Origin of the sequence: Vibrio sp., from assembly GCF_038138445.1 — a bacterium.
Lineage (GTDB): Bacteria > Pseudomonadota > Gammaproteobacteria > Enterobacterales > Vibrionaceae > Vibrio.
On sequence record NZ_JAYQDQ010000104.1, the window covers coordinates 1 to 12324 of the forward strand.

The 12324-nt window shown below is 40.3% G+C and carries 13 protein-coding genes; 11 read left to right on the forward strand and 2 right to left on the reverse strand.

Annotated elements, in window-relative coordinates; all coding sequences use genetic code 11:
- Positions 1 to 192: 192 nt before the first annotated feature.
- The 11 genes from AAFM34_RS18390 (at position 193) to AAFM34_RS18440 (ending at position 10508) form a co-directional block, all read left to right on the forward strand.
- Positions 193 to 3669: a hypothetical protein gene (locus AAFM34_RS18390; protein ID WP_341665349.1), complete on the forward strand. Its 3477-nt coding sequence runs from the start codon at positions 193 to 195 to the stop codon at positions 3667 to 3669.
- A 144-nt stretch (positions 3670 to 3813) separates the two neighbouring features.
- A complete protein-coding gene (locus AAFM34_RS18395; protein WP_341665351.1) occupies positions 3814 to 4107 on the forward strand; it encodes a hypothetical protein in 294 nt (97 codons plus the stop codon).
- Positions 4108 to 4157: 50 nt separating this feature from the next.
- Positions 4158 to 4847 (forward strand): flagellar type III secretion system pore protein FliP, encoded by a 690-nt coding sequence (locus tag AAFM34_RS18400; protein ID WP_341665353.1) that lies wholly within the window; start codon positions 4158 to 4160, stop codon positions 4845 to 4847.
- Between the two features lies 1 nt (position 4848).
- Complete coding sequence (locus tag AAFM34_RS18405) at positions 4849 to 5532, forward strand: type III secretion system apparatus protein VscT2 (protein WP_341665355.1); 684 nt, start codon at positions 4849 to 4851, stop codon at positions 5530 to 5532.
- Complete coding sequence (locus tag AAFM34_RS18410) at positions 5525 to 5782, forward strand: hypothetical protein (RefSeq protein ID WP_341665357.1); 258 nt, start codon at positions 5525 to 5527, stop codon at positions 5780 to 5782. Before AAFM34_RS18405 ends, AAFM34_RS18410 begins: the two co-directional genes overlap by 8 nt.
- Complete coding sequence (locus tag AAFM34_RS18415) at positions 5769 to 7235, forward strand: secretin N-terminal domain-containing protein (protein WP_341665359.1); 1467 nt, start codon at positions 5769 to 5771, stop codon at positions 7233 to 7235. The genes AAFM34_RS18410 and AAFM34_RS18415 overlap by 14 nt, the downstream gene beginning before the upstream one ends.
- The gene (gene vscN2 / locus AAFM34_RS18420; RefSeq protein ID WP_341665373.1) at positions 7235 to 8497 is read left to right on the forward strand and encodes a type III secretion system ATPase VscN2; all 1263 of its coding nucleotides are present in this window, start codon (positions 7235 to 7237) and stop codon (positions 8495 to 8497) included. Before AAFM34_RS18415 ends, vscN2 begins: the two co-directional genes overlap by 1 nt.
- Positions 8451 to 8852 (forward strand): hypothetical protein, encoded by a 402-nt coding sequence (locus AAFM34_RS18425; RefSeq protein ID WP_341665361.1) that lies wholly within the window; start codon positions 8451 to 8453, stop codon positions 8850 to 8852. The genes vscN2 and AAFM34_RS18425 overlap by 47 nt, the downstream gene beginning before the upstream one ends.
- Positions 8849 to 9877, forward strand: coding sequence for a hypothetical protein (locus AAFM34_RS18430; RefSeq protein WP_341665363.1), 1029 nt, complete (start codon positions 8849 to 8851; stop codon positions 9875 to 9877). Before AAFM34_RS18425 ends, AAFM34_RS18430 begins: the two co-directional genes overlap by 4 nt.
- Positions 9864 to 10097, forward strand: coding sequence for a flagellar biosynthetic protein FliQ (locus tag AAFM34_RS18435; protein WP_341665365.1), 234 nt, complete (start codon positions 9864 to 9866; stop codon positions 10095 to 10097). The genes AAFM34_RS18430 and AAFM34_RS18435 overlap by 14 nt, the downstream gene beginning before the upstream one ends.
- Positions 10098 to 10133: 36 nt before the next feature.
- On the forward strand, positions 10134 to 10508 hold the full coding sequence (locus tag AAFM34_RS18440; protein WP_160930399.1) for a hypothetical protein: 375 nt from the start codon (positions 10134 to 10136) through the stop codon (positions 10506 to 10508).
- Positions 10509 to 10555: 47 nt separating this feature from the next.
- Here AAFM34_RS18440 and AAFM34_RS18445 read toward each other — a convergent pair whose 3' ends face one another.
- Both AAFM34_RS18445 and AAFM34_RS18450 read right to left on the reverse strand, forming a co-directional pair.
- Positions 10556 to 11032, reverse strand: coding sequence for a hypothetical protein (locus AAFM34_RS18445; RefSeq protein ID WP_341665369.1), 477 nt, complete (start codon positions 11030 to 11032; stop codon positions 10556 to 10558).
- On the reverse strand, positions 11019 to 11762 hold the full coding sequence (locus AAFM34_RS18450) for a winged helix-turn-helix domain-containing protein (protein ID WP_341665371.1): 744 nt from the start codon (positions 11760 to 11762) through the stop codon (positions 11019 to 11021). Before AAFM34_RS18450 ends, AAFM34_RS18445 begins: the two co-directional genes overlap by 14 nt.
- Positions 11763 to 12324 lie beyond the last annotated feature (562 nt).

Consider the following 12324-nt stretch of genomic DNA (forward strand, 5'->3'; position numbering starts at 1 on the left):
TCTTAAAAGATGGCTATGCACTGGCGGATTTATGAGGGGATCCCTCAGTGCTTTGTAACCCTCCGGCTAATATCATATGAGTTGTCTCCCAGACAGATTTTTTGTTCCAGTATTATCACAATTAATAATTTTATAAATAACATCTGACGTGCGTATATAGGTCCTGTTGGTCAAAACATAACAGGAGCCCCTATGCTAGTTTCTTCTACCCCATCGTTGAATATCTCAACATCTTCAGAAGTAATACCATGCCCTTCAAACACGAGTATTGGGTTTAAACCGATAAAGCGCGGAGATATTGAGGCAAAACACTTTGTTGATCTCACTAGCATGGATAAGAACCATGGCTTGAAAATGATGGCATCGATCAAAAATGGGAACTTGGTACTTTTAACTGGGACAAATAAGGGGTTGCTAAGAACGGTCAGTCATAAAATACGTTCCAAGAAAAAACACTTTCAATTGAACCTCAAGACTCCCAGTGATGTAAAAGTATTTACTGAGCTTTGGATAGGGAGTGATGGTGACTTGCATGCTTGTTACACGACATCTGCAGGCGGAGATGAAGAGTATCACGCAACCATAGGTATCAGTGGTCAGTTTATCGATGATTCTCTGCAGAAAAAATTTGAAGTAACGATTAACAAAAAGCCTGAAGAGTCATTTGTTCCGACTATGATTTTGAAAGATGGCAACAGGGTAACTGTGACCAAATCAGATACAGAGCAAGAATATTATGTCTATGACAAGGATGGGAATCGCGCTTTATTGAATCTAAAAGGGCTAAACCTTTCTCAACATGAGTATATCCAGCACATAAAGCCTTGTGGTGCTCACCTTCAAGTAGCTATTAAAGATAATCAGAGCAGGGAGAGAATTAGATATTTAGACGGTGGCGATCTTACCCTTAGCGGTAATACTCAATTATTGTCTCCCATTGTATCTGATGAACCGCCGGCAGGATTTGCTCATTTTAGTGCCAATAACAGTGGACACTTTTCTAATGCTAATCCTTTTGTTGGTCGAAAATATAAGCATATAGGTAATCAGTATATTCCTTTATCGGGATGGATAGACGGAATAAAACATCGTTACACTAGTGGTAGACTTAAGTTACAGCAAGGACGTAAAACGGATGCCTACCTCTCTTTCCTAAAAATGGCCGACCCAGGTATACAAACAGCAGGTCTCTGGGTGAAAGATAGAGTGAGTAAGAATTTTAAACCCGATCAAGCTTTGCTTTCTCTGAAATCCAATATATACAAAGAATTTGCAAGTCTTAGACGTTTTCAAACCGAATGGAACTGGGAGATAGAGAGCCCAAATGAAGCGACTAACAGTGCAAAAACAGACTTTCGTTTGTGTCGAACTTTAAAAAATGAGGTGTTGCCAAAGGTTGATGCTAGGATTGGTATCGAGCAACTGGATGCCTACCTTGAAGAAAGGTTAACAAAGCAGTTTGATGTCTGTCTTACTGCGCTGTCGAGACTTGGTTCTGGCTTTGAAAGTGAGCAAGGATCTTATGATGAAAAGTTAAAACAGCGTTTAATCACTATCCAAAAAAGAATCGCGAATATCAAAAGCCATCCTAGCTTTGAGAATGTGTCTTGTCAGAACAAAGTACTTGAGATAGAAACATGGTTAAATGCGCTCACTGATGCAAGTGCGACGCCCATAAAAGAGAAAGACTTAGATCTTTACTTACCTTTTATTGAAAGAACACTGGTTAACACCAGATTGTATCTGGCAATTTCTGGTAATCAAGTTACCGAGACTAAACATCAACATCTTACTAAACCTAGTGACCAACATAAGATGAGACTCGCCCACAAGCTGGACGTTGAGAATCAGGCACAATTATTCCAATCGGTAACACAGAACATTGCCTCTCTAAAATCTGCGAAAAAAGTCACACAAGCACGAACTAGGCTGGGGGAATCTGCGAAGGATACAAAGTGTGGAATAGGAAAGATCTTGAATACATGCTTGGGCAGCAACCATCCAGCAGAGCAAATTACCACTCAACTTGCTACACGAACAAGTGCTTTACCAAAAGGTGACTCATTAACACTTACAGCTGAACACGGAATTAGTGGTTTTGCAGGCATTGCCCATTTTGGGCTTCCCTTTCCATTGGGTAAAGGTTGGTTTGCGGGCGTAGTTGCAAACTATGAAAAACACTACGACTGCAAGCTTGTTGCATTAGGTGATGGAAAAACTCAAGTCCAGTTTGTTCGAAAAAGAGAAAAAGGAGCTACTGTGATGGCAGGCACTGGTGCTGAACTCGAAGATTTAACTAAATTGGTCAAATACCAGCACGGGTCATTGGTCACAATTATGCCTTTTGAAGCGACATTAGCTATGACAGCAATGAAAGACAGTCAGCAGAGTTTTTCTTTTGATGTTGACAATGAAAACTTAAAAGAAACATTGAGCTACATGTTCGGTACACGAGACTGGAAGCAAGGTTTTGAAGAGCAGTTGGGCAAAAGTCAGTTTGTGAGTCGAGAAAAGCAAAAGGTTCAATTAGGAGTCTCAGCAAATAGCGAATTTAGGCTGCAGTTAGGAATTGATGCTTCGCCGAACTTTTCATTAGTAGCACCGAGAACTTATGCAAAGGCAGGAGTAACCATAGCTGTTAGTCGTGAAGATGTCAGGGAGATGAAGTTAGGAGAGGAAAATAGCGCATTACAGCGGCGAGATCACGAAAAAGGGATCGATGCTGAACTCAGCAGTGGTGCTAATGTGATGCTGTTTCCTTTACCAGCTCCTTATGCATTGCCAACTGCAATTGATGAGAAAACATTTATGTCCATAAAGCCACTCGGAGATGCACTTAAGTCCGTCCAAACCAAAACGTACCACACAACTCAATCCATGCAAGACAAAATGATGAGTGAGGAATGGAAAGCACGAGGTTATCAGGAAGAGGGCTTAGAAGAAGTGATACAAGGTTACAAAAAGCTCATGGATAAGTCTGCATGGTTGCCGGAGGCAAGAAGTCTAGTAAGTAATCAACTTGAAATCTTGCTCAACGCGTTAGAAACAGGAGGTCATGATGTAGTAAAACCGATTGCCGCTGAAAGTATCCCCTATCTCAAAGTTAATTATGATGAAAAGATTCAATGGCGATCTCGGTGGGCAGATAATGTACGACGAATGTTTCATATGGCGCCCAAACATTCGACCTACTTAAAGAAGATAATGGAACCTTATTCTGGCGGGGCTCAGTTGATGAAAGAGCTTCGCGCTTCGGCTCAAAGTCAGAGCCAAATGCTCAATATTAATAAATCGTCATCGGTAACGGCATTAGCCAAATATCATATGCCAATGGATAAATTGTTAACGCTATATAAACAGACTTTAAAACGACTACCAGATACTGTCCAAGATAGAAAAAAGGTACTTAAGGAACTCCAGTCATTAGATCTACAACTGAAAAGGAAGGGAGAACGAGCGCGAAACTACTATCGACTGGATAAGATAGAATGTACTCGTGAGTCTGCATTAACTCGGCACCCCTCAGGTATTTTACCCATGATTCAGGTCAAAAACAGGTGCCAGGTAACTTTAACCGAATTCCTGGGTGATATTAAGTTCATATATAAAGAGGGTTGTATGGACATTAAAAATAACATGGATGTATCGATTTTGACTGTGCCTGAGTAACAGCGCTTCATATATTCGGACATGATGAAAAATGACTTTTGCTGCATGCTTTGGCTTTGCGTGATTTTTCACCTTTTTTCACTTCTTTCAGGTAAGGAACACTGATAGATTTGTGCAACCTAAACAGTATAGGATTATTAGGCTATGCCAGTTAATACACCCACTACACCCACTACAGCCATTGACAACAACTGTAATTTAAATACTGGAGAAGTCTCCGATAACTTTGAGTCATTTATTCAAAACTGTGATGACCAGATTGAAAAATTTCTTCAAGATCCTGCTCATATAGATAGTAACGGAGCATTGCAACTCTCTGCTTCTGAGTCTTTAGAACTTCAGCAGTTAATGGCTGATCAGAGTATTGCGGCGCAAACTGGTACCTCAACCCTAAAGGGTGTGAAAGATTCCATTGTTACTGCGGCGCGTAATATCTAACTATGCTGGGGCTTTCGCCCCACTAGTATTGCTGTTTGTGAGAATAAGTTATGGTGCAGTTACTTAGTCCAGATAATGCGTTTTCTGGTGCTAACCTTGTTTTATTACTTGTGTTAGCGCTGTTATCTACAGTGTTCTTTATTTGTTTTTCTGGCTTTGTAAAATATAACATTGTCTTGAATATCTTAAAAAATGCAGTTGGCACACAGCAAATTCCTCCAACCATTGTTGTGAACTTGCTTGCGGCTTTGATGGCACTAAATAGTTTATGGCCTGATATTAAACCTGGTCTAGAGCGAATAAAGCCTTACTTTTCCGAACAACAGCAAGAAGAGCAGCTAAACTTACCTTTAGATGTCGGTATTGAGGAAGAGAAACCTCAAAACATTACCATGTATTATTTAGCAAGTAATATTTTTGATTTCTTTCCTGAAGTGCTGAAAAGAGCAGAGGATAAGACTAATCAACTTACATCAATGATCGACATACCGCTTAATTTTGATGAAGGAAGTGACACTTTTAAATTTTTCTTAGGTAACTTGATTCTTGATCTATACCAAGGGTTCGAACTTGGCCTCAAGTTGTATATGGTGTTTGTAAGTATAGATTTTCTCATTGCAGTGGTGCTCAGTGGTGTCGGGATGACCATGTTATCCCCAACGGTGATTTCAACGCCTATTAAGCTGGCAGTGTTTTATTTCTCTGACAGTTGGACCTTGCTATTTAGAGCGCTTGGTTAACATGGGTGAGCTCTTATTTCCGAGTTGGATGCTGTTTGCGGGTTTTTTCCTTTTTCTAAAAATCTATAACCCGACACGATTATACTTGGACAATATTACTTGTCTTGCGATAGCTATAGCGATGGCGATTTTTGTTGACGTAAGCCAGTTTGAGCAATTGCCTACTTTTGGCTGGGTGATTGCTGTGTTTATGTTTGCTGTTTTTTCTTCTGTCCCGTACTGGATAAGTGGCACAGTTGGCAGTGTGATCCAGCAGCTACTTCTGCTTAATGAACAGTCTGTTCAGGATAAACGTTTTACAGATGAATCAGAGGCATTAGCAAAGCTTGGAAGCTTAACATTTTTAATTTATGCGCTGCAAAGTGGCACACTGTTTCGACCCATAGTCGAAGTCATTACACAAGGTAAGACAGACACAGGTGACTTAGACTTCGAAGCGCTATATTTTTTAGTCACGGATAGCTTAACAATGATGGTTATCGTGGCGGGTAAATACATCATAATCATGCTGACGATAACAGTGTGTTGTGGTTACGTTGACTTGTTTTTTAAAAAGGCGTCGCTATCACTTTTTGTCACGCCAAACATTAAAGCAATCGTGGTGATTGTGTTGTTAAATCTCTGGTTGTTACATGACCAGTTTTATGTGTTTAAACAAATGATGCACGAGGTAGGTTATGACTAGAGTTGAGATGGTAGATACAGCGTCAATTACAGCTGGAACAGACGTTCAATCTGAGTTTGATGCAATTGCTCGCGAAGTTGAGCAAAGTGATAATGTAAATAATCAAGCTCCTACTGACACTGATGAGCCAATGCTCTCAGATGAAGAAATCGCAGATATGATAGTGTCTCAAGGCGTTGTAAATACCTGCATCCGTCAGATGAAAGAAAGCGAAGAACGAATGAAAGAGGTCCTCGATGAAGAAGTATAAGAAATTAATACTACTTTGCTTGGCTGTACTCGCTCCTATGGCTCAAGCTGAAGTACTGATTAAACAGCAAGATATAAACTTACAAACTTCGTTGAAAGCAATTGCTAAAGATATGCAAGTTAAGTTAGTTGATGATATCGATAGTAAGACAGAACGTCAGTTAATTACACAAACACTGTCAGGAAGTGGTCCCGAGCTTCTAGAACAGCTTTCAGAAGTTTATGACTTTGATTGGTATGTGTATGGGGGTACCCTTACGGTACAATCTGGGCAAGCCTATATCAATTACTCATATAAGCCGCGTAATATCAAGCCCAAGGCTTTACTTAGAGAACTTAATAATACCTTTAATATTAGTGCTACGACTAAGGTGAAGTTAGTCGAGCGTGGAAACTCCATTTTGTTCTCTGGTACTCGAAAATTTGTCAATGATGCCGTAGGTTATGCAACTATGGTTGACCGTAACCAGTTTCTGGAAAATGGTAACGATCTTCAGCTTGCGAGAATAAATTTTCATTATATATCGGTCGTTGATCGCCAAATCGATACGTTTGGTAATTCTGTCGTCTTTCCTGGTGCGATGAGTTTGATCTCTTCAGCCATTATCAATATCGGTCAGTTCCAGAATGTCACTGATAGTGACGCGATTGAAAAAGCCTATAAAGTGAAGCTTAAAAATAGCGACAAGCAGGAGCTGGAAGAGGAAGAAAAGACGTCTAAAGTACAACCATTACCGGGATCCAACGCATTACTAGTTCGTGGTACGCCAGAGGAAGTGAAATTGGCGAAGCGTATCGCGGCGCTAATCGATATTAAGCGCAAACAGTTGCTATTTTCACTCAAGGTTTATGATGTTTCAGTAACACGTGGTGAAGATCTTGGTGTCGATTTTAACAGTAGTAGAGGTATCTACGATATTGTGGTTAACCCGTTTACTGAGACAAAAGAATTCCTGCAAAGTTTTCAAGCGCTGTCGTCTAATGGTGTGGCTCGTGGAGTGTACGAAACGAATTTGTTGATTCTTGAAAATCAACAAGGAATTTTTAACAAGAAGGAAACGGCGACGATCAAGCTTGTGTCTGTTGAAGAAGTTCAGACTCAAGAGATAGAAGCCGACAATGGCCTTTATGTCACTGGTCGATTGTTACCTTCTGGAAGTGTTCAAGCAAAAATTCGCTATATTGAAGAGTCCTTAGATGATAGTGACGACGACGATTCTACCACTGCTGAGCCACCACGAGTTAGTTCACAATCATTAGAATCTGAAGTTTATATACATCCGGACCAAACCGTCGTTCTCGGTGGGTTTGACAATACAGAAACTCAGTCAACGGAGACGGGCGTTCCTGTGCTATCTAGTATTCCCCTTCTTGGTGAACTGTTTAAAAGCACAAATGAAACTAAGCGAAAGTACAAACGTTACGTATCTATTTCCTATGAGGTTGTTGAGTGATGTTGAACCATTACTTCAAGGTTAAAGAATCTTACCAAGATACGGTTATTTGCCATGTCTCGGTAGATACTTTTGTCGGTCAGGAATGTTTTATCAGTACTGTTACTGGTGAGCGTATTCGTGGTGAAGTGATGAAAGTGGCTGGTCATAGAGTCGAAATTAAGTTGCTTCAACCCGGAGCGGTTCAACGAGGTGGTAGAGTTGAAATTACCCCAAGGCGCTTTTGCTTCCCACTCAATGAGGATGCATTGGTAGGTAAAGTGATCAACTGTTACGGTGAATCTATTTATGGCGATGACTATTTAAATCAACCAGGTCAATTTGAGGATTTGCCGATAGCAGTTGAGCCTATTCCATTGAATATTCGGGCTCCTATTGAAACTGTTTTTCCGACTAAGCTAAAAATCATTGATGGTCTTTTCACAATTGGTGAAGGGCAGCGTCTTGGTCTGTTTGCCCCTGCTGGTGCAGGTAAGACGACGACAGTCTCCATAATGGCCAACAATATGGACGCTGATGTGGTGATATTTGCCATGATTGGAGAGCGTGCTCGTGAAGTGGTCGAATTCCTTGAAGGAGAAATAGGCCCAGAGGTGATTCAAAAGTCAATCACCATAGTATCGACTTCTGAAGCGAACCCGTTGGAAAAGGTGCGTTCAGGACTAGTCGCGGTGTCTATCGCTAGGCATTATATGGAGCAAGGCAAAAAGGTTGTCTTGTACTTTGACTCCCTGACTCGTTTTGCTCGTGCCCAAGCAATGCTCGACAATACACCAATTAAAGGTGGTATCCCAATTGGCGTATCGCTTGCTTTATCTCGCTTAGTCGAGAGCTGCGGTAATTCAATCCATGGTTCAGTGACGGGTATATTCACTGTTTTGATTGAAAAAGAAATTGATGATGATCCTATTGCACATGAGGTTAAATCTTTAATCGATGGGCACTTGGTGTATTCGACAACGATTGCTTCAACTGGACGATACCCTGCGATCGATGTTTTGAAGAGCAAAAGCCGTTTGCAGAATAAGGTTCAAAGCGAAGAATATGTTCGATTATCTGAACGTGTTAAAGACATGGTGTATCGATATTTCAACGTTGAGCTCTTAATTCGGGTTGGTGAATATGAAAAGGGTAATGATTTGGAGACAGATGAGGCGATCGACAGATACCCTCATATAATGTCGTTTCTAAAGCAAGGATTCGATGGAGTTGAATATGAACAAACCCTCGAAGCAATGGAAAGAATTTGGTCAGCTTATTGATATCGTCGATATACGTATTGGTAAGCAGCAAAGGAAGTTAGTTAAGCTTAAAAAACAATATCAGGACCTTCTGAGTATTATTGAACAAAAGTGGCAACAAATAGAACAACAGCAGAAAAATTTAAAAGCGCTCAACGTTGAAGATGAACCCAATGCGTTAAAGCTGCTTTTTATGAGACGAGAAAGCACTAAATCAGCGATTGAATCATTATTTTTCGATGCTTCGGTCAATCGTCAAGATGCGGAAGAGCTAGCACTGGAAATAGCAGAAGTAGAAGCCGAGAAACGAAGATTAGAAAAACGAAAGGATGCGCTTGGGGAGCTACGTGAAGAGTTGAGGTATGTGAAGTCATGATCAATGTATTTGAAGGATTAGTTAGACAGGATGTATTGGACGGTAAGGGTGGATTTGAAAAGGTCCTTAGCCAGATAGAGCAAACCGCTAGCCAGCCTGATGATAGCAAGACTTTCATCAATCGAGAGTGTGATAGAGAACTTGAGGTCACTTCTTTTGAATCTAACATTGATTATCAAATGCTTTTGGCTCTCCATGCTTTGCCTGCTTTTGAAAGAGGGCCAGTAACACCGAAAGTGCCATGGCTTGAGAATACCACGCTGGAGAATTTTTCTCCTTTGGTGGTGGAAAATGTTAGTAGACGACCTTCTTCCGAATTGCTGGATTATCCGAAAATAAGGCTAAATAAAGTGACTTGGCAAAGCTTTGTACCTGAAGTTTCGCAGGTTGTGGCAAATAACGATAGGTTTCAAGGTTCAGTGGTTAAGGGGGGCGGCACTATCTCTAGAGTAAGCACCGCTGATAAAGGCGATATAGGTGTTACGGTAAACAGTTTTAGAGATAATACTTATAAGCAAAATCCTTTTAAGCCAACGGACAGCGATAAGCTCAATGATATAAGTGACCTTAAAGTAGAAAAAACCATATGGGGTGGAAAGCTAGGTAATAAACCTGACAATCAGGACTATGCCGCACCGCTTTTAGGCACTAAGGCAAAAAATAGAATTGGTATGGAGTTCCGGCACCATAGTTTGGTAATAAATGGTGGTGTGGTATCTACGTTGGTTCCCCAAAACCAAGGCGAACCATCAGGTCAGTCTGGTAGTGTAAAGGATAATAACTTTATTCCCAGTACCAGTGAGAGGCTTGTTAATAACCATGGTGTTAGCTCAGCATCACCGGTAATAAAACCAATGCCTTTACTGGGGATGGAACTACCTAATTACCATTTAGCACCGGGGCTGTTTTGGCAATACCCTAAGCTAAATAGTTATGTGGTCCTATACCGAAATAAATATTATTTGTTCGAATTTAATGAACATAAAATGGTAAATTATCTGGAGTATTCAGATGACCGTAATTGATGTTACCGCGGCGTGCTTAGATATAGTTAAAGACGCAATAGTAATCTTCTCTTTGAGCTTTGTTATTACAGGTGTGGTTGTGGGTCTGCTTCAGACAGTATTTAGTGTTCAAGATCCTGGCCTTCCCATGGCCGCAAAATTAGTCGTTTTTATTGTGCTTTTGACCCAGGTTGGCGGCAATATCTATGACCAGTTTCATCTGCTATTCAGGCAGTTGTAATACATTAAACTATGAACGTCTTTGTAGGAGTTTACGTTGAAAAAGTTACGAGAAATAGTCTTTAAGACTTTGGTAGATATTTTAGGTGTACCAGCTAATTTATTATCTAGAATTGAAGGTGACGAACCCATTGGTATTGAGCTAGTTGATGGTGAAGAGATATTCATTTCATTACATGATAAGACCATTAGAGCATTCGTTGAAATTCCAGTACGTGATAGAAGAGTATTATCCGTTAAAGCCCCAAAACTAATGGAATTGCTTGTATCTGATGAACAAGTTTATATGAGTACAACAAAAGATAAACTGATCATGGTTTCAGAATGGGAGGTCAGTGTGGCGAACGTGGAACGGAAGCTGGCAGACAAATTAATGCTATTTAATAAAGCAGTTCATTGCATCAAAGCTTAATCAATAATTGCCTTATCTGCCAACAAAGTCAGATAAGGCAGTAGATGTTAATAACGTCTCATACCCATAATCTGGCCACCGTTTAAGAAAGTGATGATGATGATATAGTCATCACCTCTATGCTTGACCTCCACTGTATTACGAGTTGATAGGTAGCGTTCAGCACTGTAGAAGTTTCGACTAATCGGGAGATCTGGTAGTCGATGGTTATCCAGAAAATTTGAAGAGTGTTCTTCATAACTAACCGTAAATAAGTTACGGCTATATCTTTTGAACACACCAGTGCTATGGCTTTCGAAGTAAATGGGTTTATGATCTTTCCCCATTTCCTCAACTACCCATTTGGACTCAAACTCATTTCCATGGCTATAGATTTGCATCTTACTTTTACCGTGATAGTCATGTGACATGTGCTTGACTTCATATTCTATGTCATAGGCTACACCGGGCTCATCACTAAACTCATACACAACGAGTAGCATGATATTAAAGCAGGCGATTATGATGAGACTAGCGTAAAACATTGTCTACCTCACTGACGGCTAGTTGGGTAATCTGGCCTAGTTCAGCCCCTTCATCCAAAATAATCAGCCGATTAGTGATTTTCCCTTCATTATCTACGATAGCCAATGAAAGGTTTTGTTTAAACAATAAAATAGCCACTTTCTTGGGTTGAATTTGCTGTTGTTTAAGCCAGTTTGCAACCTCTTCTCCTACCATAGCTGCCGCATATAGCCTGTCAGAATAAACTTCCGTGACGCCTTTGGTATAGCCTACTTTAGGGTATTCAGCTATGTTTTCTGGGCTGATAAAGTGATAGTAGATGTTATAAGATACATTGAATGTTGTCGCTAAAAGTACAATTAAGATGGCAGCTTTAAACTTAGATGGGTGTTTGAAATCACCTAATAATGAGTGTTTAGTTGGTGATGACTGCGGAGACGGAACATTAATTTCTAGGGCGGACTCGTCATTACCCAACTCTTTGACTATCGAAGCATCGAGCATATAACCGACCTTGGAGACTGTTTTTAACCAACGTTGATCTTTACCATTATCTCCGAGTAAAGTACGGATGTTCCGAATAGATTGTGTTAGAGAGCTATCAGAAACGATTTTACCTGGCCATCCTTTTTCAATCAGTGCTTCTTTCGAAACAACTTCCCCAGCATGACAACACAATACATAAAGAGTAAGGAGATCGTGGGTACCCATTCGGAGATCTTGGTTGGTTCGCAAATCATTTTCAGACAAAGTGTTGCCAACCAAAACGAAATCTAGTATCTGAAAGGTTCTTGTTATTTTGTTCTTCGCTTCAGTCATATTTTTTAAAGGAGAAATTTTATATTGTTGATTTATATGAACTTTATAGTAAGCCTAGTCATCAATGTGTTGTTGAAACGCAGTGATACTTAGTGTTCCTAAATACTTGTCGTGGATAGTCCCCTCACGCTCAAGATATCATCTTTATTGATATGATATGTCCGACACCTAATTTGCGCAAAGACTTACGGTAAGACATGCGGCCTAGTCCTATACACATATCAGCAATGATAATCATTGCTGAATAATGATTACCTAGCTTGATAATATTATTACCCAACTCAAACTGCAGCGCCACCCATTAGTATCATTAACAGACAGTGTGGTCTTTCAATGGTCAAAGAGTTTAGTCTTTCTATGTAGAGAACAGTGAATGAGCCCTTTTATAGGCTTTTTCGGAACAAAGCTAGCTTTCAGATGCGCGTCCATAGGTGCATGGTACTGAGGGATCCCCTCATAAATCCGCCAGTGCATAGCCATCTTTTAAGAGCTG

What these genes read in the sequence shown, in the direction of transcription:
- AAFM34_RS18390 (WP_341665349.1), top strand. Translation starts at nt 193, where the DNA reads ATGCTAGTTTCTTCTACCCCATCGTTGAATATCTCAACATCTTCAGAA.
- AAFM34_RS18395 (WP_341665351.1), top strand. Translation starts at nt 3,814, where the DNA reads ATGCCAGTTAATACACCCACTACACCCACTACAGCCATTGACAACAAC.
- AAFM34_RS18400 (WP_341665353.1), top strand. Translation starts at nt 4,158, where the DNA reads ATGGTGCAGTTACTTAGTCCAGATAATGCGTTTTCTGGTGCTAACCTT.
- AAFM34_RS18405 (WP_341665355.1), top strand. Translation starts at nt 4,849, where the DNA reads ATGGGTGAGCTCTTATTTCCGAGTTGGATGCTGTTTGCGGGTTTTTTC.
- AAFM34_RS18410 (WP_341665357.1), top strand. Translation starts at nt 5,525, where the DNA reads ATGACTAGAGTTGAGATGGTAGATACAGCGTCAATTACAGCTGGAACA.
- AAFM34_RS18415 (WP_341665359.1), top strand. Translation starts at nt 5,769, where the DNA reads ATGAAGAAGTATAAGAAATTAATACTACTTTGCTTGGCTGTACTCGCT.
- vscN2 (WP_341665373.1), top strand. Translation starts at nt 7,235, where the DNA reads ATGTTGAACCATTACTTCAAGGTTAAAGAATCTTACCAAGATACGGTT.
- AAFM34_RS18425 (WP_341665361.1), top strand. Translation starts at nt 8,451, where the DNA reads ATGAACAAACCCTCGAAGCAATGGAAAGAATTTGGTCAGCTTATTGAT.
- AAFM34_RS18430 (WP_341665363.1), top strand. Translation starts at nt 8,849, where the DNA reads ATGATCAATGTATTTGAAGGATTAGTTAGACAGGATGTATTGGACGGT.
- AAFM34_RS18435 (WP_341665365.1), top strand. Translation starts at nt 9,864, where the DNA reads ATGACCGTAATTGATGTTACCGCGGCGTGCTTAGATATAGTTAAAGAC.
- AAFM34_RS18445 (WP_341665369.1), bottom strand. Translation starts at nt 11,032, where the DNA reads ATGTTTTACGCTAGTCTCATCATAATCGCCTGCTTTAATATCATGCTA.